General features: G+C 72.3%; 17 protein-coding genes. 13 read left to right on the top strand and 4 right to left on the bottom strand.

What is annotated here, in order from left to right:
• The first annotated feature begins 70 nt into the window (after positions 1–70).
• Genes E1284_RS28185 through E1284_RS28175 form a run of 3 tightly spaced genes read left to right on the top strand, consistent with a single transcriptional unit; the run spans position 71 to position 2953 of the window.
• The gene (locus tag E1284_RS28185; RefSeq protein ID WP_131943177.1) at positions 71–1864 is read left to right on the top strand and encodes a DEDD exonuclease domain-containing protein; all 1794 of its coding nucleotides are present in this window, start codon (positions 71–73) and stop codon (positions 1862–1864) included.
• A 4-nt stretch (positions 1865–1868) separates the two neighbouring features.
• Complete coding sequence (locus tag E1284_RS28180; protein ID WP_131943176.1) at positions 1869–2618, top strand: rhomboid family intramembrane serine protease; 750 nt, start codon at positions 1869–1871, stop codon at positions 2616–2618.
• Positions 2619–2665: 47 nt separating this feature from the next.
• On the top strand, positions 2666–2953 hold the full coding sequence (locus E1284_RS28175; RefSeq protein WP_131943175.1) for an Lrp/AsnC family transcriptional regulator: 288 nt from the start codon (positions 2666–2668) through the stop codon (positions 2951–2953).
• A gap of 70 nt (positions 2954–3023) precedes the next feature.
• Here the strand turns inward: E1284_RS28175 and E1284_RS28170 are convergent, their stop codons facing one another.
• Together E1284_RS28170 and E1284_RS28165 are read right to left on the bottom strand one after the other, a co-directional pair.
• Complete coding sequence (locus E1284_RS28170) at positions 3024–3719, bottom strand: PDC sensor domain-containing protein (RefSeq protein WP_131943174.1); 696 nt, start codon at positions 3717–3719, stop codon at positions 3024–3026.
• Between the two features lie 9 nt (positions 3720–3728).
• Positions 3729–4439, bottom strand: a complete 711-nt coding sequence (locus tag E1284_RS28165; RefSeq protein WP_131943173.1) for a FadR/GntR family transcriptional regulator — start codon at positions 4437–4439, stop codon at positions 3729–3731.
• 79 nt (positions 4440–4518) lie between these two features.
• Between E1284_RS28165 and E1284_RS28160 the strand changes: the two genes are divergently transcribed.
• Genes E1284_RS28160 through E1284_RS28145 form a run of 4 tightly spaced genes read left to right on the top strand, consistent with a single transcriptional unit; the run spans position 4519 to position 8546 of the window.
• Positions 4519–5580 (top strand): ABC transporter ATP-binding protein, encoded by a 1062-nt coding sequence (locus E1284_RS28160; RefSeq protein ID WP_131943172.1) that lies wholly within the window; start codon positions 4519–4521, stop codon positions 5578–5580.
• A 34-nt stretch (positions 5581–5614) separates the two neighbouring features.
• Positions 5615–6826 (top strand): ABC transporter substrate-binding protein, encoded by a 1212-nt coding sequence (locus tag E1284_RS28155; protein ID WP_131943171.1) that lies wholly within the window; start codon positions 5615–5617, stop codon positions 6824–6826.
• A complete protein-coding gene (locus E1284_RS28150; protein WP_131943170.1) occupies positions 6823–7737 on the top strand; it encodes an ABC transporter permease in 915 nt (304 codons plus the stop codon). Before E1284_RS28155 ends, E1284_RS28150 begins: the two co-directional genes overlap by 4 nt.
• Positions 7737–8546 (top strand): ABC transporter permease, encoded by an 810-nt coding sequence (locus E1284_RS28145; protein WP_131943169.1) that lies wholly within the window; start codon positions 7737–7739, stop codon positions 8544–8546. Before E1284_RS28150 ends, E1284_RS28145 begins: the two co-directional genes overlap by 1 nt.
• A gap of 37 nt (positions 8547–8583) precedes the next feature.
• On the opposite strand, the gene trpD is transcribed toward E1284_RS28145, so the two are convergent.
• A complete protein-coding gene (gene trpD / locus E1284_RS28140; RefSeq protein WP_131943168.1) occupies positions 8584–9633 on the bottom strand; it encodes an anthranilate phosphoribosyltransferase in 1050 nt (349 codons plus the stop codon).
• A 90-nt stretch (positions 9634–9723) separates the two neighbouring features.
• Positions 9724–10146: a response regulator transcription factor gene (locus E1284_RS28135; protein ID WP_131943167.1), complete on the bottom strand. Its 423-nt coding sequence runs from the start codon at positions 10144–10146 to the stop codon at positions 9724–9726.
• 63 nt (positions 10147–10209) lie between these two features.
• On the opposite strand from E1284_RS28135, the gene ctaE reads away from it, so the two are divergent.
• The 6 genes from ctaE (at position 10210) to E1284_RS28105 (ending at position 16611) form a co-directional block, all read left to right on the top strand.
• Positions 10210–10896, top strand: a complete 687-nt coding sequence (ctaE, locus tag E1284_RS28130) for an aa3-type cytochrome oxidase subunit III (RefSeq protein WP_481726195.1) — start codon at positions 10210–10212, stop codon at positions 10894–10896.
• Positions 10897–10932: 36 nt separating this feature from the next.
• The gene (qcrC, locus tag E1284_RS28125; RefSeq protein WP_131943166.1) at positions 10933–11844 is read left to right on the top strand and encodes a cytochrome bc1 complex diheme cytochrome c subunit; all 912 of its coding nucleotides are present in this window, start codon (positions 10933–10935) and stop codon (positions 11842–11844) included.
• Entirely contained in the window at positions 11841–12956 is a 1116-nt protein-coding gene (gene qcrA / locus E1284_RS28120) for a cytochrome bc1 complex Rieske iron-sulfur subunit (RefSeq protein WP_131943165.1), read from the top strand. Before qcrC ends, qcrA begins: the two co-directional genes overlap by 4 nt.
• On the top strand, positions 12953–14581 hold the full coding sequence (gene qcrB, locus E1284_RS28115) for a cytochrome bc1 complex cytochrome b subunit (RefSeq protein WP_131943164.1): 1629 nt from the start codon (positions 12953–12955) through the stop codon (positions 14579–14581). Before qcrA ends, qcrB begins: the two co-directional genes overlap by 4 nt.
• 108 nt (positions 14582–14689) lie before the next feature.
• A complete protein-coding gene (locus E1284_RS28110; protein ID WP_131943163.1) occupies positions 14690–15817 on the top strand; it encodes a glycosyltransferase family 4 protein in 1128 nt (375 codons plus the stop codon).
• Between the two features lie 17 nt (positions 15818–15834).
• Positions 15835–16611: a hypothetical protein gene (locus tag E1284_RS28105; protein WP_131943162.1), complete on the top strand. Its 777-nt coding sequence runs from the start codon at positions 15835–15837 to the stop codon at positions 16609–16611.
• Positions 16612–17042: the final 431 nt, after the last annotated feature.

The raw sequence follows: 17042 nt of genomic DNA, 5'->3' as shown, positions 1-17042 counted from the left end.
GGGACGCGCCGGCGCCCCCCAACCCTAGCGGCCCCGGCTTCTGTCGGTGGGGTCCTCTACGGTCGCGGACATGACGAGTCCGCAGGGTGCGCAGGGCGCGGGGATCCAGGGGACGCTGGACGACCTCGGCACCCCGCTCGCCGAGGTCACCTTCGTGGTGGTCGACCTGGAGACGACGGGCGGCTCGGCCGCCGACTCGGCCATCACCGAGATCGGCGCGGTGAAGGTGCGCGGGGGACAGGAGCTCGGCGAGCTCGGCACCCTGGTCGACCCGGGCGGGCCCGTCCCGCCGTTCATCACCGCGCTGACCGGCATCACCACCGCGATGGTGACGGCCGCGCCGCGCATCGAGTCGGTGCTGCCCGCGTTCCTGGAGTTCGCGCGCGGCTGCGTGCTCGTCGCGCACAACGCCCCGTTCGACATCGGCTTCCTGAAGAGCGCCTGCGCCGCGAACGGCTACGCGTGGCCGGCGTTCCCCGTCGTCGACACCGTCGACCTGGCGCGCCGCGTCCTGTCCAGGGACGAGGTGCCCAACTGCAAGCTCGGCACGCTCGCCCGCTTCTTCCGGACCTCCAGCGAGCCGACGCACCGCGCCCTCGCCGACGCCCGCGCCACCGTGGAGGTCCTGCACGGCCTCATCGAGCGGCTCGGCTCGTTCGGCGTGACCTCGCTGGAGGAGATGCGCGGCTTCGCCAAGGCGCCCACCCCCGAGCAGCGCCGCAAGCGGCACCTCGCCGACGACGTGCCGAGCACGCCCGGCGTCTACCTCTTCGAGGACCACGCCGGCGAGGTGCTCTACGTCGGCAAGAGCGGCGACCTGCGCTCGCGGGTGCGCAGCTACTTCACCGGCTCGGAGACGCGCTGGCGGGTCCGCGAGATGGTCGGGCTCGCCGAGAGCGTCCGGACGATCGTGTGCGCCACCGGGCTGGAGGCCGAGGTCCGCGAGCTGCGGCTGATCGCCGAGCACAAGCCGCGCTACAACCGCCGGTCCAAGTTCCCCGAGCGGGCGATCTGGCTGAAGCTGACCGCCGAGCCGTTCCCGCGGCTGTCGATCGTCCGGGAGTGCCGCGCCGACGGCGCCCGCTACCTCGGCCCGATCTCCTCCCGCCGGCAGGCCGAGGAGGCGCGGGCGGCGCTGCACGAGGCCGTCCCGCTGCGCCAGTGCACGCAGCGGCTGACGCTCCGCATCATCGAGCGCGGCACGGCCCGCGCCTGCGCGCTCGCCGAGATCGGGCGCTGCGGGGCGCCCTGCGACGGCCGCGAGTCCCCCGACGCCTACGCCGTGCACGCCGACACCGCGCGCTCGGTGCTGGAGGGCGACGTGCGCCCGGTCGTCGCCGCCGCGCAGGTGCGCATCGACCGGCTCGCCTCCGAGCTGCGCTACGAGGAGGCCGCCGCGCAGCGCGACCGGCTCGCCGCGTTCGTCCGCGCCGCCGCGCGCGGGCAGCGGCTCGCCGCGCTGGCCCGGCTCCCGCAACTGGTCGCGGCGCGGCCCGCGTTCGACGGCGGCTGGGAGCTGTCGGTCGTGCGGTACGGGCGGCTCGCCGCCGCCGGGACCGTCCCGGCGAACGCGCGGCCCCGCCCGTACGTGGACGCGCTCATCGCCACCGCCGAGACGGTGTTCCCGCCGGCCGGTGAGGCGCCCGGTGGCGTCGCGCTCGGCGCGCCGCCCTCGGCGGGCGCCACCGCCGAGGAGATGGAGTGCGTGCTGCGCTGGCTCGACCTGCCCGGCGTCCGGCTGGTCGAGGTCGACGGGCCGTGGACGTGCCCCGCGCACGGCGCCGAGGGGCTGCGCGAATGGATCGACAAGGGCTACGAGCGGCACGAGCCGTCCCATCCGAGGGCCGGCCGCCCACTAAGGTGACGATGTGGCCCTGCCCCTCTACGACAGCCAGCCGGCCCGGCGCGTCCCGTGGGTGACCTACCTGCTGGTGGCGGTCAACGTCGTGGTCTTCCTGCTGACCCCCATGTCGAACTTCGCCGCCTGGTACGGCGAGGACGGGGTCCGCGAGTGCAGGGCGGCGCACTTCACCTACGAGTACGGCGCGGTGCCGAAGGAGCTGACGACCGGCGACCAGCAGCCGATCCCGGGCGGCATCGTGCGCCAGTGCGGGCCCGCGTCCTTCCACAAGGCGCCCTGGACGTCGGCGTTCACCTCGATGTTCCTGCACTCCGGCGCGCTGCACCTGCTCGGCAACCTGGTGGCGCTGTTCGTCGTCGGCATGGGCGTCGAGGACCGGCTCGGACGCTGGCGCTACCTGCTCAGCTACCTGCTGTTCGGGCTCGTCGCCGTCTACGGGTTCGCCTGGACGTCGCCCGACTCGACCGTCCCGCTGATCGGCGCGTCCGGGGCCATCGCCGGGGTGATGGGCGCCTACGTGATCCTGAACCCGCGCGGGCGGATCGTCAGCTGGGTGCCGCCGGTCATCGTGGTGCGGCTGCCGGTGTGGGTGGTGCTCGGGTACTGGTTCGTCCTGCAGTGGCTCTCGCTCGGCGACGAGAAGAGCAACGTGGCCTACACGGCGCACATCTACGGGTTCGCGGCCGGGGTGGTGTTCGCCCTCCTCGCCCGGCGCGCCGGCACGGCGGGGCGCTTGGCCGCGCTCAGCCGGGGATGACGCTGCCGATAGGGTCGGAAGTGTCCGAATCCGATGGGGAGGGTGAAGTGGTCACTGCGATCGTCTTCGTCAAGGCCGACGTCGCGCGCATCCACGAGGTGGCCGAGACGATCGCCGCGCTGGACGGCGTCAGCGAGGTCTACTCGATCACGGGCGACCACGACCTGATGGCCATGGTCCGGGTGCGCCGGCACGAGGAGCTGAACGACGTCATCCCGGGCCGGATCAACAAGGTCCCGGGCATCGTCGGCACCGAGACGCACATAGCCTTCCGCACCTACTCCCAGCACGACCTGGAGCAGGCGTTCGCCCTCGGCCTCCCCGACGCCGACTGAAGGGCTTTTCCGGGGGCTTGAGCCTCTGTGGAGGGTCGTCCCCCACAGAGGCTCAGCACGCGGTGACGGCCTAGCCGGCGGTGACCACGGAGAGGGACAGGTCCCCGCACGGGCGGGCCGCGTAGCCGGGGCGCTCGCGGTAGACGGCGCCCGGCGGCCAGCTCGCGGTGTTGGACGCCATGACGCGGCCGGGGGCGTTGACGACGAACGCGGGCGCGGGGATCTCGCGCAGCGCGGGGACGACCTCGTTCTCGAACGTCCGGGCGAACACGTCCGCCGCGGCGACGCCGGCGAAGGCCCCGGCGACGTGCACGGGCGCGGATAACGTCAGGACGTACTCGTCGCTGCACAGGTAGTCGACGTAGGGGCCGCAGACCGTCCGCTCGGCGCCGCTCTCCGGCCCGGTGAACCACTCCCACCGGGTGTAGTCGTAGAGGGCGCTGCGCTCGGGATCCAGGTCGCGGAGCAACTGGGACGGGCGCCCGGCCGGGCCGGTCTGCCACCACTCCATGTACCAGGCGGCGTCGGCGAGCAGCTGCGGCGCGGCGATGAACCCGAGCCCGCAGACCAGCGGGCCGAGCCGCGCGAGCAGCAGCGGGCGCAGGGCGGCGAGGTCGGCGCTGACGGGGGAGCGGCCGGTGCGGTGGACGTCCGCCAGGCACCGGGCCGCGGCCTCGCGGACCCGGGCCACGGTCGTGAACACGCCGTCCAGGGTCGCGCGGACGTGCGCCGCCGCCAGGCCGACGGCCGGTGGCTCGGCGGGCATGGGACCCCCTCAGAGTGCGAGCCGTCGTTCAATGAGACGTTCTACCGCATTCAGGACGTGACTTTCAGCTACATCGCGGGCTCGGGCGTCGTCCGCGGCCTCGATGGCGTCGACGATCCCGGCGTGCTCGGCGTCGACCCCGCCGCGCCGGTCCGGCAGATCGTGCACGGCCCAGACCAGCGGCCCGATCTCGGCCTGCAGCCGGATCTCCTCGCGGGTGAGCCGGCCCGACTGGGAGGCGGCGGCGACCTCCAGGTGGAGCCGGCCGTCCAGCCGGCACATGTCGGCGTCGCCGTCGGACATCTCGGCCAGCGAGCGGCGCAGCCGCCGGACGTCGCCGGGCAGCGAGCGGAGCGCGGCGAGGCGCGCGGCGGCGCCGGCGATGGCGGCGTAGTGGTCGCCGAGATCGCGGAGCTCTTCCGCGCTGAGCGAACGGAGCCGCTCATCGAGGTCGAACGGCCTGGCGGGGGCCCGGACGAAGCTGCCGCCGCCCCGTCCGCGCCGCGTCTCGATGAGCCCTTGCTGACGCAAGGCCATCAGCGCTTCGCGTAGTGTGACCGTGGAAACACCGAGATGCGCCGCGAGGTCGGTCTCGCTCGGCAACTGCTCGCCGTCGCCGAGGAGGCCGAGCGCGATCGCGTCGCTGAGCCGCCGCACCACCGCGTGCACCCGCGCGGTGTTGTCCACGGGCGCGAACACGACGAGATGCGCGCTGTTCATGGGCCCCCTCCCGGTGTCGCTCACAGTGATACCGGAACATCACTTGAACTGAAACCTATGAATCCATATGTTTTCGGTCATGCCGGTGACAGCGGTGAGGATCCGCGATCTGCGCAAGACCTTCGGTTCCGTCGAGGCGGTGGCGGGCGTCGACCTCGACATCGGGGACGGCGAGTTCTTCTCGATGCTCGGCCCGTCCGGGTCCGGGAAGACGACCGTGCTGCGGCTCATCGCGGGCTTCGAGCGCCCGACGTCCGGGACGGTCGAGCTCGGCGGCAGGGACGTGACCGGGCTCCCGCCCTTCGACCGCGACGTCAACACCGTCTTCCAGGACTACGCGCTCTTCCCGCACATGGACGTGCTCCGCAACGTCGAGTACGGGCTCAAGGTGCGGCGGGTGCCGCGCGCCAAGCGGCGTGAGCGGGCGCTGGAGGCGCTGCACGGCGTCCGGCTCGACGGGATGGCGGCGCGCCGCCCCGGCGAGCTGTCGGGCGGCCAGCGCCAGCGGGTGGCGCTCGCCCGCGCCCTGGTCAACGAGCCGCGGGTACTGCTGCTGGACGAGCCGCTCGGCGCGCTCGACCTGAAGCTGCGCGAGGAGATGCAGGTCGAGTTGAAGGGCCTGCAGCGGCGGGCCGGCATCACGTTCGTGTTCGTCACCCACGACCAGGAGGAGGCGCTGACCCTGAGCGACCGGGTCGCCGTCCTCAACGCGGGCCGGGTCGAGCAGGTCGGCACGCCCGCCGAGGTGTACGAGCGTCCGGCGACGGAGTTCGTCGCGGGCTTCGTGGGGACCTCCAACCGGATCGGCGGCGTCTGCGTCCGGCCGGAGAAGATCCACGTCGCGGTCGAGGGCGGCGGGCCCGGCGCGGGGGAGCCGGGCCCGCAGGAGCCGGGCACGGGGGACCGGCACGCCGCCGGCACGGTCGCCGAGGTCGTCTACGCGGGCGCGGTGACCCGCTTCGTCATCGACCTGGAGTCGGGGGACCGGGTCGTGGCGCTCCAGCAGAACCTGCGGACCTCCTCCCTGGACGTGCTGGGCCGCCGCGGCGCCCGCGTCCGGATCGGCTGGCACGAAGCGCACGAGTTCCACGTCTCGGGCAGCGGCACGGGCACCGACCCGGAGCCGGCGTCCGCCTCCTGATTCACCTCCAACCCCCGAAAATAAGGAGTTCCCCATGTGGTCCACGCGCATGGCGCTCGCCGCCGCGGCGACGCTGGCGATCGGACTGACGGCCGCCGCGTGCGGCGACGACGGCTCGGGCGGCACGGCGTCCGGTGCCGGGCAGGGCGGCTTCCCCGTCCCGAAGATCCCGATGCAGCAGTCGCTGGGCGCGGGCGAGGGCGCGGTCAACCTGGTCGCCTGGGCCGGGTACGCCGAGGACGGCTCCAACGACCCGAAGGTCGACTGGGTCACCCCCTTCGAGAAGCAGACCGGCTGCAAGGTCAACACCAAGGTCGCCGGGACGTCCGACGAGATGGTCACGCTGATGAAGACCGGCGAGTACGACGCGGTCTCGGCGTCCGGCGACGCCTCGCTGCGGCTCATCGCCTCCGGGACGGTCGCGCCCGTCAACACGGGGCTCGTCCCGAACTACGCCGACGTCTTCGCCGGGCTGAAGATGCAGCCGTGGAACTCGGTGAACGGCGTCTCCTACGGCATCCCGCACGGCCGCGGCGCCAACCTGCTGATGTGGCGCACCGACACGGTGAAGCCGGCGCCCGACTCCTGGGGCGCGGTGTTCGACGCGAACTCCCCGTACAAGGGGAAGATCACCGCCTACGACTCGCCGATCTACATCGCCGACGCCGCCCTCTACCTGATGTCGGCCAAGCCGGAACTCGGCATCAAGAACCCGTACGCGCTCGACCAGAAGCAGTTCGACGCCGCGGTCGGCCTGCTGAAGACGCAGCGCGGGCTCGTCGGCGAGTACTGGTCCGACTACACCAAGGAGGTCCAGGCGTTCAAGAGCGGCGACTCCGTCCTCGGGACGACGTGGCAGGTCATCGCCAACCTCGCGGAGGCGGAGAAGGCGCCGGTGAAGGTCGCGCTGCCCAAGGAGGGCTCCACGGGCTGGTCCGACACCTGGATGGTCGCCGCCAAGGCAAAGCACCCGAACTGCGCCTACAAGTGGCTCGACTGGATCGTGTCGCCCAAGGCGAACGCGCAGGTCGCCGAGTGGTTCGGTGAGGCGCCGGCCAACGCCAAGGCGTGCGGGGAGACCTCCGACAAGAACTTCTGCGACACCTTCCACGCCACCGACGAGAGCTACTTCTCCAAGGTGCACTTCTGGACGACGCCGATCGCGCAGTGCCTCGACGGGCGCAAAGACGTCACGTGCGTCGACTACTCCAAGTGGACCCAGGCGTGGACCGCGATCAAGGGATGACCGCCCCCACCGCGACCGGCGGTGCGGACGCCCGCCCGGCGCCGGGGCTCCGGCGCCGGGCGGCGGCCCTGCTGCACCGCCGCCCCCGGCTGCGGCTGTCGCTGCTGCTGTCGGCGCCGCTCGCCTGGCTGGTCGCCGTCTACCTCGGCGCCCTCGCCGCCATCTTCCTCACCGCGTTCTGGACGACCGACGTCTTCACCGGCGAGGTCGTCCGCCGGTTCACCCTGGCCAACTTCCAGACGCTGCTGGACGAGCCCGTCTACCGGACGGTCGCGCTGCGCAGCCTCGGCGTCGCCGCCGCCGTCACCCTCATCGACACCGCCATCGGCTTCCCCATGGCGCTGTACATGGCCAAGGTCGCGCGGCCGCGGTACCGGCCGTACCTGATGATCGCGATCCTGGCGCCGCTGTGGGCCGCCTACCTCGTCAAGGCGTACGCGTGGCGGGTGATGCTGCAGCAGGGCGGCCTGCTCGACGAGGTGCTGGGGCCGGTCGGGCTCGGCAGCCCCGGCTACGGCCTCACCGCGACCGTGCTCGTCCTGTCCTACCTGTGGCTGCCGTACATGATCCTGCCCGTCTACACCGGCCTGGAGCGGCTCCCGGACTCGCTGCTGGACGCCTCCGGCGACCTCGGCGCCCGGCCGCTGCGCACGTTCCGCGCGGTGCTGCTGCCGCTGGTGTTCCCGTCGCTGGTGGCCGGGTCGATCTTCACGTTCTCGCTGTCGCTCGGCGACTACATCACCGTGAAGATCGTCGGCGGCTCGCAGCAGCTGCTCGGCAACGTCGTCTACGACAACATCGGCGGCGCCAACAACCTGCCGTTCGCCGCGGCCGTCGCCACGATCCCGGTGGTGGTGATGCTCGGCTACCTCGCCGCCGCGCACCGCACCGGGGCGCTCAGGGAGCTGTGATGACCTTCTCGCCCGCCGCGCGGATCGCGCTGCGCGTCCTCATGGCGCTCGGCCTCGCCGTCATCTACGTGCCGCTGCTCGTCGTGCTGGTCAACTCGGTCAACGCCGACAAGACGTTCGGCTGGCCGCCGCCCGGCTTCACCGGCCGCTGGTGGTCGCAGGCACTCGACAACGAGGGCGCCCGGCAGGCCGTCCTCACCAGCCTCAAGGCGGGGCTCGGCGCGACCGCGATCGCGCTCGTCCTCGGGACGATGGCCGCGTTCGCCGTGTCCCGGTACAGGTTCTTCGGACGCGAGGCGGTGTCGCTCGTCGTCATCCTGCCGATCGCGCTGCCCGGCATCGTCACCGGCATCGCGCTCAGCAACGCCTTCCAGGTCGTGCTGAAGCCGCTCGGGATCGGGCTCGGCCTGTTCACCGTCATCGTCGGGCACGCCACCTTCTGCGTGGTCACCATCTACAACAACGTGCTGGCCCGGCTCCGCCGCACCGGGACGAGCCTGGAGGAGGCGTCCGCCGACCTCGGCGCCGACACCTTCCAGACGTTCCGCCACGTGACGCTCCCGGCGCTGCGCTCGGCGTTCCTCGCCGGCGGCCTGCTGTCGTTCGCGCTGTCCTTCGACGAGATCATCGTGACCACGTTCACCGCCGGGCCGGGCGCCACGACGCTGCCGATCTGGATCTTCAACAACCTGTTCCGGCCCAACCAGGCCCCGGTCGTCAACGTCCTCGCCGCGGCACTGATCGTGCTGTCGGTCGTCCCGATCTACATCGCCCAGCGCGTGTCCAGCGGCGCCCGGAACGTGATGTGAGCGCGGGCGCGTGCGCGGTGCGAGCGCGGGGCGGGCGTCAGCCGCGCAGCGCCTGGGAGGTGTCGACCCAGCGGTCGAGCAGGGTGCTCGCCGCGCCGGAGTCGACGGCGGCCGCGGCGCGGTCGAAGGATGCGCGCAGGGCCGCGGTGAGCTCGCCCGCGGGCGGGGCGCCCTCGTAGGCGGTGATGAGCGCGGCGGCGTTCAGCAGCACCATGTCGCGGACGGGCCCCTTCGCGCCGGCGAAGGTCTCGCGCGCCACCCGGCCGTTGAACGCCGCGTCGGCGCCGCGCAGGTCCTCCGGGCGCGCGGGCGGGATGCCGAGGTCGGACGGGTCGAACACCGTCTCCGTCGCCGTCCCCTCGCGGACCACCCACACCGTGGAGGTGCCGGTGGTGGTCAGCTCGTCCAGCCCGTCGTCGCCGCGGAACACCAGCGACGAGCAGCCGCGCGCGGCGAACACGCCGGCGATGACGCCCGCCATCCGCGGGTGGAACACCCCGACCGCCTGCGCGGACGGGCGCGCCGGGTTCGTCAGCGGGCCGAGGAAGTTGAAGACCGTCGGCGTGCCGAGCTCGCTGCGCGTCCGGGACGCGTACTTCAGCGCCGGGTGGTAGAGCGGCGCGAAGCAGAACGTGATGCCGAGCTCCGCGGCGACCCGCGCGGTGGCCTCCGGCGGCAGGTCGATGGCGACGCCGAGGTGCTCCAGCAGGTCGGCGGCGCCGCACGAGGACGAGGCCGCGCGGTTGCCGTGCTTGACGACCCGGACGCCGGCCGCGGCGGCCACCACGGCGGCCATCGTGGAGATGTTGACCGTGTGGGCGCGGTCGCCGCCCGTCCCGACGAGGTCGGCGATGGGCCCCGGCACCTCGATGCGGGTGGCGTTGTCCATCATGCCCTCGGCGAGCCCGGTGACCTCCTCGACCGTCTCGCCCTTGGCGCGCAGCGCGACCGCGAAGCCCGCGATCTGCACGTCGGTGGCCTCCCCGGCCATGAGGCTGTTCATGGCCCAGGAGGTCTCCTCGCTGGACAGCGAGTCGCCCGAGAGCAGGGCGTTGAGCAGTGCGGGCCAGCTGGTGCGCGCGTCCATGTCCCCTACCGGGTCGTCGCGGGTCGGTGTGCTGCGGTGCCGCGGGACCGGGAGATCCCGCGGTGTGAGGGCCTGCCGGGGAGCGCGGTCCTAGAGAGTGGTGAGGCGGTTCTCGAGGCGGTGGCGCATCAGGCCGGCCAGCGCGTCCGCGAGGGCCATCGGGTCGATCGGCAGGCTCACCACGGCGTCGGCGCGCGACCAGGTGGCGAGCCACCCGTCGTCGCGGCGGGCGATCAGGGCGAGGACCGGCGGGCAGTCGTACACCTCGTCCTTGGCCTGCCGGCACACGCCGAGCCCGCCTGCGGGCTGCGCCTCGCCGTCGACGATCGCGACGCCGATGTCGCCCTCGTCCAGCCGGGCCACGACGGCGGGCTGGGTGGCGACCTCCACGAACTCGACCCTGGGCAGGCCGGCGGCGGGACGGCGCCCGATCGCCATCCGGATCTGGGCGCGGGTGCTCGCGTCGTCGCTGTAGACGAGGACCTTCATCGTGGTCTCCGGGGCGGTGCTCATGCACGTGAGGGTACCGGGTCCCGAACCCCCGCAACACGCTCGGGGAACCCTAGATGGGGGGTCATGCGTCACTCACCGGATGAGGGCGCAATAATGCTGCCCGTGACAGCATCCGCGATAGAGACAACACCTCACGCACGGGCGAACCGTCCCAATATGGTCAGCGTGGGGACGATCGTTTGGCTGTCGTCCGAGCTGATGTTCTTCGCGGCGCTGTTCGCGATGTTCTTCACGATCCGCTCCGTGACGATCGGCCAGCAAGGGGAGAGCGCATGGCCGGGCGCCCCACTCGACCTGCCGCTGTCGGCGGCGAACACCACCATCCTGGTGCTGTCCTCGGTGACGTGCCAGATGGGGGTGTTCAAGGCCGAGGCGGGCAAGGTCGGGCGTGACGGCAGCCTCTTGAACCCGGCGCGCTGGGGCCTGCGCGAGTGGTACGTCCTGTCCTTCCTCATGGGCGCGTACTTCGTCGCGGGCCAGGGCTACGAGTACTACAACCTCGTCGTCCACGACGGGCTGACCTTCGCGTCCTCCGCCTACGGCTCGGTGTTCTACCTGGCCACCGGCTTCCACGGCCTGCACGTGATCGGCGGCCTCGTGGCGTTCCTGTTCCTGCTCGGACGCACCTACGCCGCCAAGCGGTGGACGCACGAGCAGGCGACGAGCGCGATCGTCGTGTCCTACTACTGGCACTTCGTCGACGTGGTGTGGATCGGCCTGTTCTCGGTCGTGTACCTGCTCGACCTCTGACCCCATCCCGACGACATGACCCGAACGGGGATTTTCGTGAATAGGATCACCGCATGGCGACGGCGCCCGTGGGCGGGCTACGCCGTCGTGCTGGCGGCCCTGGCGGCGATCGGCGTGGTCTACGCCGGCTTCTCGCCGCAGACCGACCGCGCCGAGGCGCAGAGCACCGCGCAGGCCGCGCAGGATCTTCGGCACGGGCAGCAGCTGTTCAACAAGAACTGCGCGAGCTGCCACGGGCTGAACGCCGAGGGCACCAAGGACGCCAAGGGCAACCCGATCGCCCCGAGCCTCATCGGGGTGGGCGCCGCCTCCGTCGACTTCCAGGTCAGCACGGGCCGCATGCCCGCGATGAACCCCGACGCGCAGGTGCCGCGCAAGAAGCCGATCCCCACCTTCGACACCTCGATCAAGACCGACTACGAGGAGAAGGACAAGCGGGAGGCGGCCGAGAAGCAGAAGGCCCAGGCCGAGAAGAACCTGGCCGACCTGCGGGCCTACATCGCCTCGCTCGGCGGCGGCCCCGAGGTTCCGCCGGCGTCGGCCGTGGACCCGGCGAAGGGCGACGTCGCGCTCGGCGGGAAGCTGTTCCGCACCAACTGCGCGCAGTGCCACAGCTTCACCGGGCAGGGCGGCGCGCTGACGGGCGGCAAGTACGCGCCCAAGCTGTCGAGCAGCGACGTCACGCCCACCCAGATGTACGAAGCGATGCTGACCGGCCCGCAGGCGATGCCGGTCTTCAACGACACCACGCTCACCCCGCAGGACAAGCAGGCGATCATCGCCTTCCTCGTCCAGACGCGCGAGGAGCCCAACCCGGGCGGTAACGGCCTCGGCCGCATCGGCCCGGTGAGCGAGGGCCTGGTCGCCTGGCTGGTCGGCGTCGGCCTGCTGGTGATGGCGGCCGCGTGGATCACCGCGAAGAAGCCGAAGAAGCTGAAGAAGTCATGAGCGACGACAACAAGGACACCGCGGGCTCGACGGGCCCGCGCGAGGACGGCGGCCGGCGCGAACGCGTGATCGGCACGCCGTCCCCGGCGAGGGAGAAGGCACTCCTCGCCGAGGACGACATCTCGGCGCCCGCGGGCGTGGGGGACCAGCTCGACGAGCAGTCGGCCAAGCGCGCCGAGCGGATCGTGGCGGCGTTCTTCCTGCTCGCGTTCCTGGCCAGCGTGACGTTCATCGCCTACTTCATCGGCTGGAGCGGCCGCGACGGCGGGATGCACGGCATCTGGGACGCCCGCGAGGTCAACTTCTGGCTCGGCGGCACGATGGCGCTGGCCTTCCTGTCGATGGCGATCGGCGTCACCATCTGGGTGCGCCGGCTGATGACCAGCAAGCCGATCGTCCAGGAGCGGCACGAGCTGGCCGCCGACGAGCAGACCCGGGAGACCTTCAACCGGGAGTTCTTGGAGGGGGCGGAGGACAGCGGGATCACCAAGCGCCCGCTGCTGCGCCGCACCCTGCTGCTGGCCGCCGCGCCGCTCGGACTGGCGCCGCTGGTGCTGCTGCGCGACCTCGGCCCGCTGCCGGAGAAGAAGCTCCGCCACACCTTCTGGGGCGAGGCGGTCAAGCGCGCCCAGGCCGAGGGCAAGCGGGGCGTCCGGCTGGTCGTGGACGGCACCAACAAGCCGCTCCGGGTCAGCGACTTCGCCACCCCCGGCTCCATGATCACCGTGCTGCCGGAGGGCATGGAGGAGCACCTCCCCGAGAACCAGGTGCTCACCCAGGTCGCGAAGGCCGTCACGATCCTCATCAACGTCCCCGCGGACGAGTTCAAGCCCGCCAAGGGACGCGAGAACTGGCACATCAACGGTGTGGTGGCCTACTCCAAGGTCTGCACGCACGTCGGCTGCCCGGCGGCCCTGTACGAGCAGACCACGCACCACATCCTGTGCCCGTGCCACCAGTCGACCTTCGACGCCACCGACGCGGCGAAGGTGATCTTCGGCCCGGCCGCCCGGCCGCTGCCGCAGCTGCCGCTGGCCGTCGAGGACGGGTACATCGTCGCGACGAGCGACTACCACGAACCGGTCGGCCCGAGCTTCTGGGAGCGTGGATGAGCGAGGCGACAGCGCCGAAGGCGGTCGAGGCTCCGCTGACGTTCCTCGACGACCGTCTCGGCTCCACGACCTTCCTCAAGCGGAACCTGAAGAAGGTCTTCCCGGACCACTGGTCCTTCATGCTGGGCGAGATCGCCCTGTACTCCTTCATCATCCTGCTGCTGACCGGAGTGTTCCTGACGCTCTGGTTCAAGCCCAGCATGGTCGAGGTCGTCTACGACGGCTCCTACCACCCGCTGAACGGCGTGAAGATGTCGGAGGCGTACGCCTCGACGCTGCACATCAGCTTCGACGTCCGCGGCGGACTGCTGATGCGGCAGATCCACCACTGGGCGGCGCTGCTGTTCATGGCGTCGATCCTGGCGCACATGCTGCGGGTGTTCTTCACCGGCGCCTACCGCAAGCCGCGCGAGCTGAACTGGCTCATCGGCATCGGCATGTTCACGCTCGGCATGCTGGAGGGCCTCGCCGGCTACTCCCTGCCGGACGACCTGCTGTCCGGCACCGGCCTGCGCATCACCCAGGGCGTCGCGGAGGGCATCCCGATCGTCGGGACGTACCTCTACATGTTCCTGTTCGGCGGTGAGTTCCCCGGCCAGGACATCGTGCCGCGCCTCTACATGGTGCACATCCTGCTGATCCCGGCGCTGCTGCTCGGCATGGTCACCGCGCACATGATGATCATGTGGGTGCAGAAGCACACCGCGATGCCGGTCAAGAACCAGTCCGAGAAGCAGGTGTACGGCTACCCGTTCTACCCGGTGTTCATGGCCAAGACGGGCGCCTACTTCCTGTTCACCTTCGGGGTGCTGGCGCTGTTCGGGGCGTTCGCCCAGATCAACCCGATCTGGCTGTTCGGTCCGTACGACCCCGGAGCCATCTCCTCGGGCTCCCAGCCCGACTGGTACATGGGCGTCCTCGAAGGCTCGCTGCGCATCATGCCCGGCTGGGAGATCAACGCCTGGGGGCACACGCTCAGCCTGAGCGTGCTGATCCCCGCGCTGGTGCCGCTCGGCATCATCTTCACCGGCGCGGCCGCCTGGCCCTGGATCGAGGCGTGGGTGACCGGCGACAAGCGGCATCACCACGTCAACACCCGGCCGCGCAACGCCCCGGTCCGCACCGCGGTCGGAATGGCGGCCGTCACCTTCTACGGGGTGCAGTGGCTGGCCGGAGCGAACGACATCCTGGCGGAGAAGTTCCACATCTCGCTGTTCGCGACGACGTGGTTCTTCCGGGTCGTGTTCTTCCTCGGGCCGATCATCGCCTTCATCGTCACGAAGCGGATCTGCCTCGGCCTGCAGCGCAAGGACGCCGACGTCATCGGGCACGGCGTGGAGAGCGGCGTGATCACGATGTCGCCGGAGGGCAAGTTCGCCGAGCGGCACGAGCCGGCCCGCGACGAGGAGCGGCACGTCATCCTGTCCAAGGAGAACGCGCGGCTCCAGCCCCCGGACCGGGACGCCCGCGGCATCCCGGCGCCCGGCGCGAAGGGCCCGATCGGCCACCTGCGCGCCCGCCTCAACCGCGCGTGGACCTACGACGACATCCCCGTCGAGGAGCACGCGCACGGCGGGCACGAGGAGATCGAGGGCGACCGGACGTCGCAGGAGATCACTCACTGACCGGACGCGGCGCACCGCACGCACAGGGCCCGCCACCGCCCCCGCGGTGGCGGGCCCCCGCCGTTCCGGGTGATGGGGCGTTCCGCGCCATCCGTATCCTGGCGGACGATGACCAAGACGCTGTTCGTCACCAATGACTTCCCGCCCCGCCCGGGCGGCATCCAGGCGTTCGTGCACGGCCTCGCGGCCCGCCGCCCGCCCGGCTCGGTGGTCGTGTACGCGCCCGCGTGGAAGGGCGCCGCCGGGTTCGACGCGCGGCAGCCGTTCCCGGTCGTCCGGCATCCGGGCACGCTGATGCTGCCCGAGCCGGGCGTGCTGCGCCGCGCCGCCGACGTGCTGCGCGCGGAGGGCTGCGACTCGGTGGTGTTCGGCGCGGCGGCGCCGCTCGGCCTGCTGGCCCCGGCGCTGGCGCGGCGGGGCGCGCGCCGCCTCGTCGCCCTCACCCACGGGCACGAGGCGGGATGGGCGGCGCTGCCGGTGGCGCGGCGCCTGCTCCGCCGCATCGGCGACGACGTGGACGTCCTGACCTACCTCGGCGAGTACACCCGCTCCCGGATGGCGCGGGCGCTGAGCCCGTCCGCCGCCGCGCGGATGTCCCGGCTCGCGCCCGGCGTCGACGAGAAGGTCTTCCACCGGGACTGCGGCGGCGCGGAGGTCCGCGCCCGGCACGGGCTGGCGGACCGCCCGGTGGCGGTCTGCGTCTCCCGCCTCGTCCCGCGCAAGGGGCAGGACGCGCTGATCCACGCGTGGCCGCGCGTCCTGCGGCGGCGGCCGGACGCCGTCCTCCTCCTCGTCGGCGGCGGCCCCTACCGGGCCGGTCTGGAGCGTCTGGCCTCGTCCCTCGGGGTGCGGAGGTCCGTGGTCTTCACCGGCGGCGTGAGCTGGGAGGAACTGCCCGCCCACTACGACGCGGGCGACGTCTTCGCGATGCCGTGCCGGACCCGGCGCCGCGGCCTCGACGTGGAGGGCCTCGGCATCGTCTACCTGGAGGCGTCGGCGACGGGGCTGCCCGTCATCGCCGGAGACTCCGGCGGCGCGCCCGACGCCGTCCTGGACGGCGAGACGGGCCTGGTCGTGCCGGGGCGTTCCGTCGCCCGGATCGCCGACGCCCTCACCGCCCTGCTGACCGACCCGTCCCGCGCCCGCGCGATGGGCGACCAGGGCCGCGCCTGGGTCGAGCGCGAATGGCGGTGGGAGATCCAGGCCGCCCGGCTGGGGAGCCTGATCGCGCCCTGAGATGGCAGGATGCGGCTATGGACATCGAGGACGCATGGGCCCGCGTTCCGGGGGAGGCCGCCCGGTGGCTGCGCGAGCTCGATCCGGGCCACGGCCACTCGGGGTTCGAGCCGCCGCGCCGGCCCGACGCCGCCTGGCTCCTGCACGCGATGTACGTGTGGGAGGAGGGCCTGGTCACCACGACCCACGACGATGTCCACCAGTCGGTGACGGCGGCGGGCCTCACCTCCCAGCCCGACGTGGGCGACCTGCTGGAGGGCGCGATCGTCACCGGCGTCGACATCGGCCGCAGCGGCGACCCGGGCGCCGGCTGGCGGCGGCTGCGCTGGCGGGAGCTGGCCCGCGGCTTCGGTGAGCCGGTCGTCCCCGACGGCGCCCTGCCGGGCAGCCGCTGCCTGCGCCAGGGGCATCCGGCCGGGAGCTGGTCGGCGGCGGTCCGGCCGCCCGCGGAGGGCTGCCTGGACCGGGAGAGCTGGTACCGGCTGATCGGCCTGCTGCTGCGGCACAGCCCGTCCGGCGCGGGCACCCGCTGCCTGGCCTACTACTGCCCCCTGGTGACCGCCGACTGGGACGACGACACCGTCCTCGCGGGCCGCCTCGGCGACGCGGGCGCCCTCTACGACCACCCCGGCCTCGGCAGCTGCCCGTCCGACCTGTGGCCCGAGGACCGCTCCTGGGTCGTCTACTGCGACTGGGACCTGTGGGGCACGAAGGTCGTGGGCCCGACGCCTCTGATCGAGGCCGTCCTCACCGACCCGTCCCTGGAAGCCCTCCGCCTCCCCTGGACTACGTGATATTGCATTTCTCTCCTCCTTCGGGCCCAGGGGGCCCTCCATCGTCGAGAAACGCGGTGCGATTGCTGCATCGCATCCGACTCGCCTGGCGGCTCGCTGCGCGATCAGGTTCTCGCTTCGCTTGAACCTGCCTTCGGTCGCAATCGCGATTGTTCCGGTTGGCGCGGGGCTGGGGTGGTGGCTGGTGCCGGCGCAGTAGTCGGTTGCTGTGATCCATGGGTGGTGGGGAGTCGTGCCCCGGCCCGGAGACCGGTTCCGCGCGGGCCGCCCCTGCCGAGGGGGTGGGTGTGATCGGCCTCGGCCGGCCCGGCGACCTCGTGGGGAGGACCTGGAGGTGGGGTGCGCCGGGTGGGCCGGATCGGGTCCGCGTGGACGGGAGCGCGGGGCACGACCCCGGCATCCGGCACCGTGCGGCTCGGACCGCGGCGGTG

This window comes from Actinomadura bangladeshensis (assembly GCF_004348335.1).
GTDB lineage: Bacteria > Actinomycetota > Actinomycetes > Streptosporangiales > Streptosporangiaceae > Spirillospora > Spirillospora bangladeshensis.
Note: the sequence above shows the minus strand (reverse complement) of the source record. Positions and strands in the feature narration are given on the sequence as shown.